The organism is Ruegeria sp. O11 (assembly GCF_056535285.1).
The window spans coordinates 70995-86978 of record NZ_JBQERS010000007.1 but is presented as its reverse complement, the minus strand read 5'-3'; the positions used below and the strand labels follow the sequence as shown (position 1 = coordinate 86978).

At 56.4% G+C, this 15984-nt stretch carries 14 protein-coding genes; 6 read left to right on the top strand and 8 right to left on the bottom strand.

Going from position 1 to position 15984, the window contains the following annotated elements:
* Nucleotides 1-33 precede the first annotated feature (33 nt).
* The 5 genes from ACRZ91_RS14340 (at nucleotide 34) to ACRZ91_RS14320 (ending at nucleotide 6353) form a co-directional block, all read left to right on the top strand.
* The gene (locus ACRZ91_RS14340) at nucleotides 34-1872 is read left to right on the top strand and encodes an ABC transporter ATP-binding protein (RefSeq protein WP_480906485.1); all 1839 of its coding nucleotides are present in this window, start codon (nucleotides 34-36) and stop codon (nucleotides 1870-1872) included.
* The gene (locus tag ACRZ91_RS14335; RefSeq protein ID WP_480906482.1) at nucleotides 1869-3701 is read left to right on the top strand and encodes an ABC transporter ATP-binding protein; all 1833 of its coding nucleotides are present in this window, start codon (nucleotides 1869-1871) and stop codon (nucleotides 3699-3701) included. The genes ACRZ91_RS14340 and ACRZ91_RS14335 overlap by 4 nt, the downstream gene beginning before the upstream one ends.
* 39 nt (nucleotides 3702-3740) lie before the next feature.
* Nucleotides 3741-4964 (top strand): class I SAM-dependent RNA methyltransferase, encoded by a 1224-nt coding sequence (locus tag ACRZ91_RS14330; RefSeq protein ID WP_480906479.1) that lies wholly within the window; start codon nucleotides 3741-3743, stop codon nucleotides 4962-4964.
* 22 nt (nucleotides 4965-4986) lie between these two features.
* Complete coding sequence (locus ACRZ91_RS14325) at nucleotides 4987-5772, top strand: ion transporter (RefSeq protein ID WP_480906476.1); 786 nt, start codon at nucleotides 4987-4989, stop codon at nucleotides 5770-5772.
* Nucleotides 5773-5834: 62 nt separating this feature from the next.
* Entirely contained in the window at nucleotides 5835-6353 is a 519-nt protein-coding gene (locus tag ACRZ91_RS14320; RefSeq protein ID WP_170542577.1) for a L,D-transpeptidase family protein, read from the top strand.
* Here the strand turns inward: ACRZ91_RS14320 and ACRZ91_RS14315 are convergent.
* The 7 genes from ACRZ91_RS14315 to cysQ all read right to left on the bottom strand — a co-directional run bounded on the left by ACRZ91_RS14315 (nucleotide 6337) and on the right by cysQ (nucleotide 14248).
* Nucleotides 6337-7788 carry a nodulation protein NodH gene (locus tag ACRZ91_RS14315; RefSeq protein ID WP_480906473.1) on the bottom strand — a complete coding sequence of 484 codons (1452 nt, stop codon included), beginning with the start codon at nucleotides 7786-7788 and terminating at the stop codon, nucleotides 6337-6339. The genes ACRZ91_RS14320 and ACRZ91_RS14315 overlap by 17 nt on opposite strands.
* Nucleotides 7789-7794: 6 nt before the next feature.
* Nucleotides 7795-9495, bottom strand: a complete 1701-nt coding sequence (locus ACRZ91_RS14310; protein ID WP_480906470.1) for a DUF5927 domain-containing protein — start codon at nucleotides 9493-9495, stop codon at nucleotides 7795-7797.
* Nucleotides 9492-10478, bottom strand: coding sequence for a glycosyltransferase family 2 protein (locus ACRZ91_RS14305; RefSeq protein ID WP_480906467.1), 987 nt, complete (start codon nucleotides 10476-10478; stop codon nucleotides 9492-9494). Before ACRZ91_RS14305 ends, ACRZ91_RS14310 begins: the two co-directional genes overlap by 4 nt.
* Before the next feature lie 149 nt (nucleotides 10479-10627).
* Complete coding sequence (locus ACRZ91_RS14300; RefSeq protein ID WP_480906465.1) at nucleotides 10628-11674, bottom strand: glycosyltransferase family 2 protein; 1047 nt, start codon at nucleotides 11672-11674, stop codon at nucleotides 10628-10630.
* Nucleotides 11671-12654 (bottom strand): UDP-glucose 4-epimerase GalE, encoded by a 984-nt coding sequence (gene galE, locus ACRZ91_RS14295; RefSeq protein ID WP_480906462.1) that lies wholly within the window; start codon nucleotides 12652-12654, stop codon nucleotides 11671-11673. The genes ACRZ91_RS14300 and galE overlap by 4 nt, the downstream gene beginning before the upstream one ends.
* Nucleotides 12651-13451 carry a 3-deoxy-manno-octulosonate cytidylyltransferase family protein gene (locus tag ACRZ91_RS14290; RefSeq protein WP_480906460.1) on the bottom strand — a complete coding sequence of 267 codons (801 nt, stop codon included), beginning with the start codon at nucleotides 13449-13451 and terminating at the stop codon, nucleotides 12651-12653. The genes galE and ACRZ91_RS14290 overlap by 4 nt, the downstream gene beginning before the upstream one ends.
* Nucleotides 13451-14248, bottom strand: a complete 798-nt coding sequence (gene cysQ / locus ACRZ91_RS14285) for a 3'(2'),5'-bisphosphate nucleotidase CysQ (RefSeq protein WP_480906457.1) — start codon at nucleotides 14246-14248, stop codon at nucleotides 13451-13453. The genes ACRZ91_RS14290 and cysQ overlap by 1 nt, the downstream gene beginning before the upstream one ends.
* A 123-nt stretch (nucleotides 14249-14371) precedes the next feature.
* On the opposite strand from cysQ, the gene ACRZ91_RS14280 reads away from it, so the two are divergent.
* On the top strand, nucleotides 14372-15193 hold the full coding sequence (locus ACRZ91_RS14280) for an ABC-2 transporter permease (RefSeq protein ID WP_170471040.1): 822 nt from the start codon (nucleotides 14372-14374) through the stop codon (nucleotides 15191-15193).
* On the opposite strand, the gene ACRZ91_RS14275 is transcribed toward ACRZ91_RS14280, so the two are convergent.
* Nucleotides 15190-15792 (bottom strand): alpha-ketoglutarate-dependent dioxygenase AlkB, encoded by a 603-nt coding sequence (locus tag ACRZ91_RS14275; RefSeq protein ID WP_170471038.1) that lies wholly within the window; start codon nucleotides 15790-15792, stop codon nucleotides 15190-15192. The genes ACRZ91_RS14280 and ACRZ91_RS14275 overlap by 4 nt on opposite strands.
* Between the last annotated feature and the right edge of the window lie 192 nt (nucleotides 15793-15984).

Sequence of the window (15984 nt, the reverse complement as noted above, 5' to 3'; positions counted from 1 at the left end):
TGACCTATTTTTTGCTCAATCGGAGCACTCTCTATGTTTCGCTACTTCGAAAACCTCATTGACCCTTTTGTCGCCTATGAACAGGTAAATACCCCACCTACGCGGCTGTGGCCTTTCATGTTGGGCTATTCGCAGCCTTTCAAACGCGTTTTCGTGCTGGCCGCACTGATGTCCGTGATGGTTGCTGCGGTCGAGGTCGGACTGATCTTTTATATGGGCCGCGTTGTGGATCTGCTGGGAAGTTCACCCGCTGAATTTTGGCAGGCGCATGGGACAGAGCTGATCGTGGTCGCCGCGCTGATTCTGTTCATTCGTCCCATTCTGCAGCTGGTTGACGTCTTGTTGCTCAACAACACGATCCTGCCGAACTTTGGCACGCTGATCCGTTGGCGGGCGCACAAACATGTTCTGCGACAATCGGTGGGTTGGTTCGAGAATGACTTTGCCGGCCGCATCGCCAACCGGGTTGTTCAGACCCCGCCCGCTGCGGGCGAGGTTGTGTTTCAGGTCTTTGACGCGATCTCTTTCTCGATTGCCTACATGATCGGCGCGGCCATTCTGCTGATGGCGGCTGATCCGCGCCTGTTGCTGCCGTTATTGATTTGGCTGGTGTTTTATGGCGCTTTGGTTCGGTGGACCGTCAAGCGGGTAGGACCCGCGTCGCAAGCCGCGTCTGATGCGCGTTCGACCGTAACGGGGCGCGTGGTGGACAGCTATACCAACATTCACTCCATCAAGATGTTTGCCCATGACACGCAGGAACAGGATTATGCGCGCGAGGCGATTGCAGAAACCCGCCGCACATTCCAGATCGAGATGCGGATTTTCACCATTATGGATGCCGCACTGGTTGCGTTGAACGGTGTGCTGATCGTGGGTGTTGTTGGCTGGGCGATCCTGCTTTGGGCGCAAGGTAGCGCTACGGTCGGTGTGGTGGCCGCCGCCACTGCGTTGACGCTGCGGCTGAATGCCATGACCGGATGGATCATGTGGGCGTTGACCAGCTTCTTCCGGGAACTCGGCATCGTTGCTGAGGGTATGCAAACCATCGCGCAACCCATCGATTTGTTGGACGAGTCTGATGCGCAGCCCTTGCGTCTGGGCAATGGCCAAATCGAAATCCGCGATCTTTCACACCATTATGGCCGCGAAGCCGGTGGGCTGGATCACGTCAATCTGACGATCAAACCAGGTGAAAAAATCGGACTGATCGGTCGGTCGGGGGCAGGAAAATCGACTCTAGTAAAGCTACTTTTGCGGTTTTACGATGTTGAACAGGGTGCGATACTGATTGATGGTCAGGATATTTCGAAGGTCACGCAGGACAGTTTGCGCAGCCATATCGGGATGGTTCAGCAAGACAACGCTCTGCTGCACCGCTCGGTGCGGGCTAATATTCTTTATGGCCGACCTGATGCGACCGAGGATCAGATGATCGCCGCCGCAAAACAGGCCGAAGCGCATGAGTTCATCCTCGATCTGCGGGACCCGGAAGGGCGCACCGGTTATGATGCGCATGTTGGCGAGCGGGGTGTGAAACTGTCTGGCGGTCAGAGGCAGCGGGTGACGCTGGCGCGTGTGATCCTTAAAGATGCACCGATTTTGCTGTTGGATGAGGCGACATCCGCCCTAGATTCCGAAGTCGAAGCTTCGATACAGGAAACACTCTACGGCATGATGCAAGGCAAGACCGTGATCGCCATTGCGCACCGGCTCAGCACGATTGCGCAGATGGACCGCATTCTGGTGATGGATGGTGGTCGCATCGTCGAACAGGGCGGCCATTCCGAATTGCTGGCGCAAGGAGGGCTTTACGCCCAGTTCTGGGCGCGGCAATCTGGGGGCTTCCTGAACCCGGAGGCCGCTGAATGAGGATTGCCGACCTCATCCAACCGTTCAAAGACATCGAAACGCCCCCGCCGCAAACGCTGGGGGCGTTCATTCGCTGGAGCCTGTCCGGCGCCTGGCCGATGCTATTCGTCGCTGCTGCGTTCTCGGCAATCGCAGGCGCTATGGAGGCCGGCACCGCCTGGGTCTTGGGGCGGGTTATCGATCTGACTACAACCAGCGGGCCCGACGCGTTTTTGACCGGCGGCAACCTCGCGATCATTTTGGGTGCTGTCGCATTCTTCATGCTGTTGCGTCCCGCGCTGTTTGGGCTGTCATCGATCGCGAATAACTACATCGTCATGCCCAACATCACACCACTGGTATTAGCCAAGCTGAACCGCTGGACGCTGGGTCAATCGGTGACCTATTTCGACGATGATTTCGCCGGGCGGATTGCCCAAAAACAGATGCAAACCTCAAATGCGATGACGCAGGTGGTGTCCGAAACCATCAGCGCGATTGTGTTCGCCTTGGCCTCGCTTGCGGGGTCATTGCTTTTGTTAGGGTCTATTCATCCGCTTGTGATGGTCCCGTTCGCCGCTTGGTTGGTTGTCTACTTACTGCTGGTGCGCTGGTATCTTCCACGCATTCGGGTGCGCTCTGCCGCGCGTGCTGGAGCACGGGCGATGGTGTCGGGGCAAGTGGTCGACACGATTACAAATATCAAGACGGTCAAACTGTTCGCTCATTCGGAATTCGAAGACCACGCTGCGCGCAACTCTATGGTCGACCTGCGAGAACGGTCGCTGGAATTCGGCAAGTTGTCGGCCAGTTTCCGGTTCATCCTGATGACGCTAGCCGGGGTTCTGCCAGTCCTGCTGATCGGTGCGACGCTGTGGCTTTGGCGGGTGGGCGGCGCGTCTGCCGGGGATATCGTAGCGGCTGGTGCCGTGGCGATCCGTATCTCACAAATGACCGGCTGGGTCAGCTTCACGTTGATGGGTCTATACGCCAATGTTGGCGAGATCGAGAACGGGATGCATACCCTGACCAAGCGCGACCGGGTCGAAGATGCCCTGAATGCGACTCCGCTTGTGGTCTCGGAAGGTGAGATCGCCTTTGACCATGTCAGTTTTGCCTATGGCCGCGATGTGGGCGGCGTGTCTGACCTGCATTTCACCGCAGCTCCGGGTGAGAAGCTGGGCATTGTCGGGGCCTCAGGTGCGGGGAAATCCACTTTGGTTTCACTGCTGCTTAGGCTCTATGACGGGGAAAATGGCGTCATTTCAATTGACGGGCAGGATGTCTCTCAAGTGACACAGGACAGTCTGCGCCAACAGATCGGGATGGTTACGCAGGAAACTGCTATGTTCAACCGCTCGGCGCGCGAGAACATCCTCTATGGCCGTCCTGACTCGACTGAGGCTGAATTGATTGAGGCCGCGACCAAGGCCGAGGCGCATGAATTCATCCTGGGGCTTGAGGATGCGCAGGGGCGTAAGGGCTATGATGCGCATCTGGGTGAGCGGGGTGTGAAACTCAGCGGCGGACAACGGCAGAGGATCGCTTTGGCCCGTGCCATCCTGAAAGACGCGCCGATATTGGTTCTGGACGAGGCGACCTCGGCGCTGGATTCCGAGGTCGAGGCCTCGATTCAGGCCGCGCTGCACCGGGTGATGCAGGGTAAAACGGTTCTGGCGATCGCGCACCGTCTCTCCACGCTCAGCGAGATGGACCGGATCATTGTTCTGGATCATGGGCATATCGTCGAAAGCGGTACACATGAGGCACTGTTGGAACGTGGCGGGCTTTATGCCCGGTTCTGGCACCGCCAGTCGGGCGGGTTCATTCAGGCGGAGGCGGCAGAATAAGGGGTTTTGTTGGTCGCAAACCCCCGGTATCAGGCCCCCATGACGCAGCACTACACCATTAACCGCCTCGGACATCAGGGCGACGGGATCGCCGATGGTCCGATCTATGCGCCACGCACCCTGCCGGGTGAGGTGGTCAGCGGCACGCTGCTGGGGCAGTTCCTGAGTGACATCCGTGTCGAAACGCCTTCGGATCAGCGGGTCAAAGCACCCTGCCGTCATTACAAGGCCTGTGGGGGTTGCCAGCTGCAGCACGCAGCTGACGACTTTGTCGCCGACTGGAAGGTCGACGTGGTGCGCAACGCGCTCGCCGCGCAGGGGCTCGATGCCCCGATGCGGCCCATTCACACCTCGCCCGAGCGATCGCGCCGCCGTGCGACCATCGCCGTTCGGCGCACCAAGAAGGGCACTCTGGCCGGGTTTCACGGACGCGCTTCGGACACGATCACCGAAATCCCGGATTGTCACCTGCTGCATCCCACCTTGATCGACGCCATTCCGGTGGCCGAAGCCTTGGCCATGCTGGGTGGCAGCCGCAAAGGCGTGTTGGCCGTAACGCTGACCCTGTCCGAAGGCGGTCTGGATGTGGCGGTTAAGGGCGGCAAACCGCTGGATGGTCCGCTGGAACTGGCACTCGCGCAAGCGACCGAGCACCACGGCCTTGCCCGGCTCAGCTGGGATGACGAGGTTATCGCCATGCGTGAGCCTCCGATCCAACGCTTTGGAAACGCTGGCGTCACCCCACCACCCGGAGCGTTTTTGCAAGCTACCAAGGATGGAGAACAGGCTCTATTACAGGCTGTTACCGATGCGACACTGGGGGCCAAGCGGATTGTCGATCTGTTCGCGGGTTGCGGAACATTCTCGCTGCCGCTGGCACAGACAGCCGAGGTGCATGCGGTCGAAGGTGAAGCTGAAATGACGAAAGCCCTGGATCTGGGCTGGCGCAAGGCGCAAGGCCTGAAACAGGTCACAACCGAGGCCCGAGATCTGTTTCGCCGCCCGCTCATGCCCGATGAGCTCAAGAAATTCAATGCTGTCGTGCTAGACCCGCCGCGCGCAGGGGCCGAGGCGCAGGTGGCCGAGTTAGCGCAGGCCCAACGCCCAGTGCTCGCATATGTCTCATGCAATCCGGTGACTTTTGCCCGCGATGCAAAAATATTGGTTAACGCCGGATATACCCTTGAATGGGTGCAGGTGGTTGACCAATTTCGATGGTCGTCACACACCGAACTTGCCGCTCGGTTCATTTTGAACAATTAACCCTGAGATAAGGACCACCCGCATGGTGATCGCCCAACGACTGCTGCCCATCATCGAAGCGCCGACTTTCGGGAAGTTCATCACCGGCGTGATCCTGTTCAATGCGGTCCTGTTGGGGATGGAGACATCATCCACGCTGATGGAGGCGGCAGGCCCGCTGATCGTGACGCTTGATAAACTGTGCCTCACCATATTCGTCATCGAAATCGTGGTGAAACTGATCGCGACCGGGCGTCGGTTCTTCACAAGCGGCTGGAACATTTTTGACTTTGTGATTGTGGGTGTCGCCCTTGTCCCCAGCGCGGGGGCGCTTTCTGTTCTTCGGGCGCTGCGTATCTTGCGGGTATTGCGCGTCATCTCCGTTGCGCCGCGCCTGCGCCGAGTAGTCGAAGGCTTCATCTCGGCGCTGCCGGGCATGGCCAGCGTGTTCCTGCTGATGGCGATCTTGTTCTATATCGGCGCGGTGATCTCGACCAAACTGTTCTCATACAGCTTTCCGGATTGGTTCGGTGATCTGGGCATGTCTGCCTATACGCTGTTCCAGATCATGACGCTGGAAAGCTGGTCCATGGGGATCGTGCGCCCGGTGATGGAGGTCTATCCCTACGCCTGGCTATTCTTTGTTCCCTTCATCATGGTGACCACCTTTGCGGTGGTGAACCTTCTGGTTGGTCTGATCGTGAACTCGATGCAGGATGCCCACCATGCCGAGGATGAGGTCAAAACAGACGCCTATCGTGACGAGGTTCTTGAAAGGCTCGAGTCGATTGAACGCCGCCTGACGGAACAGTCGTACATCAAAAAGTGATTTAAGTTTCGCGCAAATCTGGCATAATAATTGGCAAAAAAGAGCATCAGGCAGTGAAAACTATGGATCGTCGAGCATTTGGAATGGGCGCGATGGCAACGCTGAGCCTTTCAGCGTGCGCCTCAGCGAAACCCAGATTTCTTTCTTATCGCGGGCCCGAGGTGACCTCATTGGTCATCAACAAGGGCGCACGCAAGATGTATCTTCTTCATAACGAGCAGATTTTACGGGAATATGATGTCGATCTGGGATTTGCGCCCAGAGGCACAAAAACCAAAAAAGGCGACGGCCGCACGCCTGAGGGCACTTATCTGATTGACCGCCGCAACCCACGTAGTCGGTATCACCTGTCGCTGGGCATCTCGTATCCGAACTCGGAAGATCGGGCGAAGGCCAAGGCCGCCGGCGTTGATCCGGGTGGTGATATCTTCATTCACGGACAGCCGAACCTACGATCCGAGTTCAAGCGTGCGAAGAAGACACCTGATTGGACAGCGGGCTGCATCGCTGTGAAAAACGACGAGATCGAAGAGATTTACGCGATGGTGAACGAGGGAACTGTCATCACTCTGCGTCCCTGACACATAGCGGTTTCCAAGCACCAAACCCGAACTGCACATAGTCGCGCTGGTAGGCTTCGGCTGCCAGCGCTTCAAGCCGTGCATCGTAAATCTGATCCAGCGAGAAGGGCACATCAGGCATTGCCTTCACCGGAGTTGGCGGTGCTTCGTGTCCCACTTGACTGGCAAGCTCGGGCAATTTGATTGCCATCTCATCCTCACGCAAAATCAGATCGGGTAGGGTGAATCCAGCCACGCCTTCCAATGTTTGCGCCTGCCCGCACCATTCTCCGTCGACGCGGATCGGGGTCTGACCCGCAAGAATACTGCGCAACATTCCCAGATAAGCCGAGAAAGCTTCGTAATGTTGGACAAGCGAATAAGCACCTAGATCACCTTTGGCAGGTAGCGGCACTTTGTACCGCCGGCTCAGCATATTGCGGATGCTGACATAGGCGCCGGGGCCGGTGTACAGGATACGGTCACAGAATACCGCATGCGCGCGCGCCAACGGATGCCGCAGCACTGTGAATTTGCGGTGACCGGGATGGCTTTGCATCCATTGACGCGTCTGTTTCTGATTGCGGCCAGTGATCAGGTCATCGGTTGTGACTCCATCGAGATCAGCAAGCCATTGCGCCACTTCCGCCTCGGGGCCACCGCGCACGGGTAGATACATCAGGGGCGTGTTTGCCGCGCCCACATAGCGCGACACGGCAGGACCGCGGAGCGGCTCGAAATTTGGGATTTGGTGCAACTTGAACCGGTCATACTGTGACAGTGCCTGCTCCATGTCGTCTGGATTGGTCACTTTCGACAAGGCAGGTGCGGGGTTCTGGCGCTTGAGATGTTGGTTCAGCTCGGCAAGCCGTGCGCTGACGCCCAGCCAGGCAGCAAGCCCGTTCAAAACGTCCAGATCATTCAGATCGTCATAGTCTATATAAAACGGCGTCTGCCCTGTGGTTTGCAAGTGCTTGAGAACGGTCTGCTGGAACGCCTGCCGTTGTTGAAGTTGGTCAAAGAACTCTTCGGTGTCGAAAGTGACCTGCGCGTCGCGGCGCTGCTTGATGTTTACCAATCTCCACTGCTTGGTCTTCAACGCGATTTTCCAAGAGATGTAGCTGTCCAGAGGATTGCGCATCAGGATGATCTTGGCACAGCGTGGATCATCAAGCGCAGGCCCAAGAGCACGCGCATCGTGATCACTGAAGAATCGAAAGCCGTTCATCTCACCCGGCGCGTTTCGGATCGCATTGATCAGAGCCAGAGGATCGTTCTCGCGATCTTCCAGGGTAAACCCAAGAAGGCTGTCCAGTTTCGGCAGGCCGACGAAGTAGGGGTTGAACGCCTCACCGTGACAGGTCACCCCGTCGAGCGTATTCAACTGCAATTCCAACAGGTTCGAGCCAGTACGCATATCGGCCAGTACGATGAAGCAATCGAAGCGGCGGGTCATTTTAAATTACTGCACCAGATAGGGCTTTTTGAACGATTTGGCTTGTCCGCCAAATACATCGTTAACAGGAAAATCACCCATCAAATAGGGATGCATGCCCTGGTTTTTGAGATTCTGCAGAAACTTACCAAACCCCGTCAGATCCACCATCGTGGGTGCCTCGGTCAAGTGGGTGGGCTGGGGCGCACCCATGTCTTCAAGCACGGTCTGCAGGTGTTCCATTGGGGATTCCACGAACTCAGCCATGGTCCAGACCCGTATTCTGGAGTTTGCGCGGGCTGTATCCAGCAACTCAAGCTGCTTTGTTTCCCGCTGCTGCAAACGGGCAGCTTCACACCGAATATCGGCAAAGTTCATGTTGGACCTGAACAAGGGAACCGCCCAGGCCCCGGTGATGATGGCAATACTGGCGTTCAGATCGCGCAACAGGAATTCGTTGATCTGTTGGGTATCATTCGGTCCGAATTGAAAACACTGGCGCTCGCCTCGTGTGTTCCAGATGACGTTCGACAGGAATGCAGTCGGATTGTAGTCGCGGAGAGATGCGCAATCGGGAAGCGCGCCGTTCATCATTGTGCCACCGTTTGCAAATTGCACCTTCTCCGGGTGAAACAGATGTCCGTGCACCCGCGCGCCCGTCACATTTGCAAGCCAGGGCTCGAAATTTTCAAACAGCTCTGAAAAGCCTTGAAGCACAGAATAAGGAAAAGCGGTTAGACCCCGTTCGCTTGTCGCGCGCGGAAAACAGCTCTGCATATACAATCCGTCCCGGCCGCGAATGCGCCGTTCGACAGCTTTGGAAAACACCCTGTCGATCTTTCCCGGATTGGGCTCGGTCGGGGTCATCGCGCTGTTTTCATCCGACAAAAAGGATTGATACAACCGGTCTGCTCCGTGCCATATTTTACGCGCCACAAAGCAATCCGAGCGGCGTAGCAATTGCAGGTGGTCATCGTAGAACATATGCGGTCGGCCCTGATAGTCGAACTTCGACAGTGTCAGCGACCGGCTTTCAATATGCGTGGAATACAGGCGCGCGAGCGTCTGAAAATAGCTTTCGTCCGGAATCCAGACCCTCCGAAAATACCGGTCATAGTCCGGTCGCTTGGGGTCCTGCAAAATGGCTGACAGGGTTTGCCGTGTCAGGCACCACCATTGGCTGCCCATATGGGGCACCAGACCTTCTGGGATGGCCCTGCGCAGGCCTGCTGCGCGTTGAAGCCGCACGTATGCGTCAAACAATCTCCGTTGTTTGCGCCATGAGAACGGAAAACGCAGCGTGAAGCGTTCAAGATCCAACCCCCCCATTGTCCAGCAGACATCGCGTGTTGTGGCGCTTTCGATGAAATCAACGCGGGGGCGATCAGCCAGATAGTCTATCAGCTCGCCCACAGGGCGAAGCGGCAAACAAGCACCCGAGGCAAGATAAACGTGACGCACCTTCGGGAAACTGTCCAACATCTGGCTTGCAGCGGATTGTGAGGCCGCAACGATGCCCCAACCACCCCATTCACAGACATGCCGATCCGAGAACTGGATTAGCGGGTTGTCTGAGCACGCAGTGACCAGAGTGGAATAGGCCGAGTTGGCCACTTTGCGATCTACATGGATCACGACCGGGCAGCCCGATGCCGTCCAATGCCGCGCCACCTGCTCTACTCGGTCGAGTGCGGTGTGCACCAGCATGACGATGCCAAGGTTACTCATGCCCAGTTCCCTTTTGACATCATGCCGAGGATCTCAAGCTGTCGCCAGTTGATGTATTTCTCGGACCAGTTGTTCCAGAAAATAGGTTTATTCTGCAACTGTTCGGCATAGGCTTTGTATTCTCCCGAACCGCTGTAATGCTGGCTGCGGCTTAGCTCCTCATACGCTTTGTCACCCAGAGTTTCGATCAGCTTGGCATGCAGCAGTGCGCCGCTGGTCTTCTCACCCCCGCGCTCCTCATAAACTTGATTGAGGCCACGGGGCAGCAGCGCATGGGTCGAGCTGACATAGGCGTAGCGGCGATGCCATTTCACCAAAGGGATTTTGTTCAGCGCGGGGGCTTTTTCGGGCGTTTCATGAAAGAAAACCCTCGCGCGCGCGCCGCCTTGGATCCACAGGTTTCCATAGGTGGGATTCCGAGTGATCATGTAGTTGCCCGAGTCAAACCACGGGGCGATCTCGAACGGATCCTGACCGGCGTGATAGGGCGTGTCTTCGATCGGTCCTTCGGGATACATGTCGATCAGCATTGTGCCGAAACTACGCACGCTGGTGTCGTCCAACCAGTCGGTCAACGCCTTTATCGGGCGAGTATCACAGAACGGGTAAACAAAGAACTCGTCCGGATCGACGGTCAAAACCCAGTGTTTGTGGGCATAGGTTCGCAGTAGATAATTTGACCAATCCAGCCCATAAATCGACCGTTTATAGCCGGCATCCGTCCACCACAGTGACACGTCTGGCTGGCCGGTTAAAAATTCACGCGTTCCGTCACTGCTATTGTTGTCGACGAATAGGAAATGGTTAATGCCAAGCTTGCGGTAGTAATCGAGAAAATAGGGCAGGCGGATACATTCGTTTCGCACGACGCTCATCAACAAGATGTCCTGCGGGCGAATATCTGGCGTGTTATTCTGTATCGCCTTCAATTCGCGTCTTTTGCGCAGGCAACGCAAAAGGCGACGCTTGCGTCGCAATCTCATGCGATAGGAATCCAAAAGGCTCACGCGGCTGCCCAACCTTTTTTGATATACGCGAGTCTGCCCGGGGCCGCCTGAGGCCTGAGTGGTGCCGAGCCGTCATCGTTTTATGACATCTAGCTACCTTGCGAAGCAATGGGTTTATATCCCGTTTACTTCCCCGTAGTGGCTGGAAAGCTGCCACCGTTCAGCAGCCCCAAAGTCTCCAATTGTTGCCAATCGCGCAGCTTTACAGAATCAGACCCCCAAAGATCGGGTTTATTAATAATCCCATCATAATATGTGCTGAATTTTTCAGGGTCGTGGAAATGCTGGCGCCTGTGTTTTTCGATCTGCGATTTTTCTATAACCCCCGGCAGGAATTTCGTGTGCAGCAAAACGCCCGAAGGAGCCTGCCCCTCTGGCCCGTCATATTCAAAATTCAGGGCTCGCGGCAGGACGGAGTGGCAGGAATTCACATAAGCCATATGTCGCGACCAGTGGACCAAAGGGATTTTGTTCAGAGTCGGGGATCTTTCAGGGCGGTCCGAAAAGAAAGCTCGCTCGCGCGTCCCGCCTTGAACCCACAAGTTGCCCAATGGAAATTGACGTTGGGATCTGTAGGGGCCGGGGTCGAACCCGTTCAGAACATCCGTAGGATCGGATTGCGGGTCATAGTACTGTGTGCCCACTGGGCCTTTGGGAAACAGATCCAGCATCAATGCGCCAAAGGCGGACTGCCCACGCGCGTCCAGCCAGCCCGTCAAATCGTTTAACGAATGCGTGTCGTGATGGGCATAGACAAGCAATTCATCGGCATCGACCATAAGCGTCCAATGCCCGTGGCCAAATTTCCACTGCAGATATGTCAGCCAATCCAATCCGAACCGGGACGCACGATAGCTAGCCGTTGTCTGCCACAGCGATACATCCGGCTGATCAAGCAGGTACTGGGTCGATCCGTCGTCGCTGCCGTTATCCACAATCAGAAAATGATCTACACCCAGCGTCCGGTAGTGATGAAAAAACCACGGCAATCGGCTGATCTCGTTCCGTAGAGTGGTAAAGGCAAGGATAGCTCCCGGCGCGATTTGTTGCGTTTTGTCTGCACGCGAAGTTAGCTGATGGCGGCTACGAAAAGACCGCCATAAAAGCCGCTTACGCTTTAGGCGCAGTTTGTATCGCTGCCCCCAGCTTAGCGGCTGATCCTTTGTGCTCACTTTTTGTAGCTGCCATTCTGATGCCAGCGCCACGCATCGGTGATCATCGTCTCTAACGTTGATCTTTTTGGCATCCAGCCCAGCTCTTGTTCTGCGCGGGTTGAACCTGATACCAGACGTGTACAGTCCCCTGCCCGGCGTGGGCCGATGCTGTAGGGCACCGCTCGATTGGTGACGGCCTTCGAATGCTCGATCACTTCCATAACCGAAAATCCCGATCCGGTACCCAGATTGAACACGCGGCTCTCTTTGCCTTGTTCCAGCCACTTCAGACCAAGAATATGCGCATCGACCAGATCGCAGACGTGCACATAATCGCGAATACAGGTGCCATCGGGCGTGTCATAATCGGTACCGAACACTGTAAGACCATCGTGCTTACCGGCGACAGCGTCCAGCATTAGCGGCACCAGATGGGTCTCGGGTTGATGGAATTCACCAATTTCGGCATCCGGATCGGCCCCGGCGACGTTGAAATATCGGAAGATCACATGGTTTAGCCCGTAGGCGAATTCGAAATCACGCAGGATATCTTCGATCGCGCGTTTTGAGGCGCCATAGGCGTTCAGCGGTTGTTGTGGTGAGGTTTCATCGAGCACCACATTGTCGTGTTCGCCATAAGTGGCGCAAGTCGATGAAAAGACGAAATTCAAACAGCCCGCGTCGACTGCCGCTTGGATTAACGTCAAAGAGCCGGTCACATTGTTCGACCAGTACCTGCCAGGCTCGGACATTGCCTCACCCACTTGGCTGAGGGCTGCGAAATGCATCACAGCGGCTGGCTGGTATTTGGCAAAGACGGCGTCCATATGCGCGCGATCCAGTAGGTCGCCCCGTTCGAACGGACCAAATTTCACCGCATCCTGCCAACCGGTGACCAGATTGTCATAGGTCACCGGAATATAGCCCGCCTTTGCAAGCGCCTTGCAGGCATGCGAACCAATATAGCCCGCGCCGCCGGTGACCAGAATATGGGTCATTCCAGTCCCATCGCGGCCATCATTTCTTCGATCTTGGCGACATCTTGCGGGTTGTTCAGTTCCCAAAATTGACGACCTTTGGCTTCCACCTCGACGCACAGGACCTTGCGACCGTTTTCCATGAAACGCAGTTGTTCAAGGCCCTCCAATGTTTCCAGCGGGCCGGTCGGCCAGGAGGGATAGTCTGCCAGTGCATCTGGCCGATAAGCGTAGACACCGACATGATGAAAGACCGGAGTTGGATCATCGTTGTCATAGGTCTCAGAGGTGAAGGGAATTACCTCTTTCGAGAAATAGAGCGCACTGTGATCATTGCCAAACACTGCTGTCGTACCCCCAACGCGGTCGTGTTTGCGGTCATTCAACAACCCATTCAGAGCGTCGCCATCGCAGCGCAGAACCGGGGTGGCCACACCGGCCTCAGGGGCATCGCGCAAGCCTGAAATCAGGTCTTCGACAAACCAGTGCGGCGTCAATGGTGCATCGCCCTGCAGGTTCACTACGATCTCATAACCGCTGCCCAGCGCCGTATGCGCCTCGGCGCAGCGTTCGGTGCCATTGCGACAGGTATCCGAGGTCATGATCACTTCGGCCCCGAACCCCTCGGATACTTGGCGAATGCGGTCATCGTCTGTCGCCACGACGACGCGATCGACACCCGCGACCGAAATGGCGGCGCGCCAGGATCGTTCGATCAGTGTCATGGCTGTACCATTGACCCCGGTCAGCGGCACCAGAGGTTTGCCCGGATAGCGGGTCGACGCGTAGCGGGCGGGAATGACGATCAGAACAGACATCAGGCTTCCTTCAGGTCGACGCCCGGAGCATAGGCGATGAAAAACGGGTTGGCATAGCCGTCTTTGCCGTAGGTCAGCGGGGTGTGGTCATCAAAGCGCACGACATTTCCACCAGCACCGGCTAGTACTGCATGGCCCGCTGCGGTGTCCCATTCCATTGTGCGGCCCACGCGGGGGTAAAGGTCAGCCTCACCCGTTGCGACCAGACAGAACTTCAGCGATGACCCGGCGCTTTTGCTGTCGCGCACCTGATATTTGTTGATGTAATCCTCAGTCGCCTGATCGCGGTGCGATTTCGAGGCAACGATCATCAGAGCTGAATTGTCTGGTTTAGAGACTACTATTGGCGTTAACGCACCCGGCTGATCCTTGTCCAGCGCGCCGGTTTCCTCAACCGCTTGCCCATCGGCCTGCGTATAAAACATCCGTCCCCGTGCGGGCGCATAAACTACGCCGCGCGTCGGTACGCCGTTCTCAACAAATGCGATGTTCACCGTGAAATCGCCTCGACGGTTGATGAATTCCTTGGTGCCGTCCAGCGGATCGACGATCAGAAAGGTCTCACCTTTTTCCGAGTGCGAGTCCGCCTGCTCTTCAGTCACTAGTAAAATTTCGGGAAAAGCTTCGCGCAGCCCGTCCGAGATCAGCGCATCTGCGGCCTCATCCGCCTCGGTCACCGGGCTGGAATCGGATTTGACTTTGACGTCGAAATCGTCCGCCTCGTAGATCTGCATGATCTTGTCGCCTGCCTGAAGGGCCAGCCGCCGGATGACGGGTATCAGGGCGTCATAGGTCACAAAAAAGCTCCGTTCTTGAGATTTGTTGATCCAAGTTTCTTACGGACTTATGATGCGCTGGATACGGAACAGCAAGAATTTCGTGCCAGATTGCAGGTGACATGAGCAGGAAAGAGTGGTCGCGTGTTTCACTATAAGCGAAATCAGTCGTTGTTGGGCGGGGCCTTCACCACAGCTGAACTGATATTCCATGCGATTGTGCGCAATATCCGATCGCAGCATTCAAATGCGGTGATGGCGATCCTTATAAATATTCTTCAGGTGGTTGTGGTCGCCGGAGCGTTCTACTTGATCCTGTCTTTCATGGGCACCCGGATCGCGAAGATACGCGGTGAGTTCATACTTTTTCTGCTGTCTGGAGTGTTTCTGTTTCTGACACATATCAAATCGGTCGGTGCCATTGCCGGTGTCGGAGATGGCAACAATCCCATGACTTTGCATTCGCCGATGACCATGATGGTGATGCTGGCGGCTTCGGCGCTAGGCACGCTCTATACCCAACTTGTCTCGATCCTGGTGATTTTGTTTGTCTACAGTGTCGCCGTTTCGCCGCTCGAGATTCAGGAGCCAGGCGGAGCTTTTGCCATGCTTGTGCTTGCCTGGTTTACGGGGTGTTCGGTGGGGCTCGTGTTACTGGCGCTGAAGCCGTGGTTTCCCAATACAGTGACCATCCTGAAAAATGTCTATCGGCGGATGAATATGGTTTTTTCTGGCAAGATGTTCGTGGGAAACGCGCTGGGCGGGTTCATGCTGACCATGTTTGCCTGGAACCCGCTGTTTCATGTTATCGACCAATGCCGTGGTTTTGTGTTCCGGAATTATTTTCCTCGCAACACAAGTTGGGAATATGCGCTTTGGGTGGGGATTGTCCTGACCATGATCGGGTTGCTGGCTGAATTCTACACGCGCAAACACGTGTCAAAAAGCTGGGAGGCGCGTCGCTAGGTGGCGACCCGAAGCGTCAGATTAATACGCCCGCCCTTCGGCAGCAGTTTGGATGATCCAAATCGGATGCGGTCAATCCCGTGATATGTCAGCCGGGCAGGTCCGCCCATGATCACCACATCGCCCGAGCTCAGCCAGATTGACTCGGTCTTGCCCCCGCGTGTCGTATTGCCGATGCGGAATAACGCGTCATCGCCCAGTGAAATCGACAGCACCGGCCAAGAAAAATCAGCCTCGTCCTTGTCTTGATGCAGGCCCATCTTGGTGCCTTCGCCGTAGTAGTTGATCAGGCAGCAATCGGGCTGACGTTCCGCACCGGTCACGTCTTGCCAGATCGTCAGAATATCATCCGGGATTGCAGGCCAGGTCATGCCTTTGGGATGGGTATCCTGATACCGATAGCCAGCCCGATCCGTAACCCAGCCCAATGCTCCGGCCGAGGTCATGCGTACCGACATTTCTTTGCCCGATGGGGTGATGGGCCGATAGAGCGGCGCGGCCTTCAGAATCGGGCGCAACAGGTCAACCAGGCGGGTTTGCGACACCGCATCCAGATAGCCTTTGCGGATATCAAATCCGCGCAAAAGAAGCCGCGCCATGGAAGAATCCCCAAACCTTGCCAGAACCTTGCCAAAAAAGGCCACAAAATCCCGAAAACCTGCGTTTCTGACCGCTTGCAGGCCCCAGTCTGCGCCCTTATATACGCCTCGACGCGCGATGGTGTAGTGCTGTCGCGCACATCAGATCGGGGCCGGGATGCCGTAACGGGTTCAGGCCTCGGGACATCGCCT

Coding starts and splice junctions, on each gene's coding strand:
- ACRZ91_RS14275 (WP_170471038.1), bottom strand. CDS start 15,792: ATGGCGCGGCTTCTTTTGCGCGGATTTGATATCCGCAAAGGCTATCTG.
- ACRZ91_RS14320 (WP_170542577.1), top strand. CDS start 5,835: ATGGATCGTCGAGCATTTGGAATGGGCGCGATGGCAACGCTGAGCCTT.
- ACRZ91_RS14315 (WP_480906473.1), bottom strand. CDS start 7,788: ATGACCCGCCGCTTCGATTGCTTCATCGTACTGGCCGATATGCGTACT.
- ACRZ91_RS14325 (WP_480906476.1), top strand. CDS start 4,987: ATGGTGATCGCCCAACGACTGCTGCCCATCATCGAAGCGCCGACTTTC.
- ACRZ91_RS14305 (WP_480906467.1), bottom strand. CDS start 10,478: ATGAGATTGCGACGCAAGCGTCGCCTTTTGCGTTGCCTGCGCAAAAGA.
- ACRZ91_RS14290 (WP_480906460.1), bottom strand. CDS start 13,451: ATGTCTGTTCTGATCGTCATTCCCGCCCGCTACGCGTCGACCCGCTAT.
- ACRZ91_RS14330 (WP_480906479.1), top strand. CDS start 3,741: ATGACGCAGCACTACACCATTAACCGCCTCGGACATCAGGGCGACGGG.
- ACRZ91_RS14335 (WP_480906482.1), top strand. CDS start 1,869: ATGAGGATTGCCGACCTCATCCAACCGTTCAAAGACATCGAAACGCCC.
- ACRZ91_RS14340 (WP_480906485.1), top strand. CDS start 34: ATGTTTCGCTACTTCGAAAACCTCATTGACCCTTTTGTCGCCTATGAA.
- ACRZ91_RS14310 (WP_480906470.1), bottom strand. CDS start 9,495: ATGAGTAACCTTGGCATCGTCATGCTGGTGCACACCGCACTCGACCGA.
- galE (WP_480906462.1), bottom strand. CDS start 12,654: ATGACCCATATTCTGGTCACCGGCGGCGCGGGCTATATTGGTTCGCAT.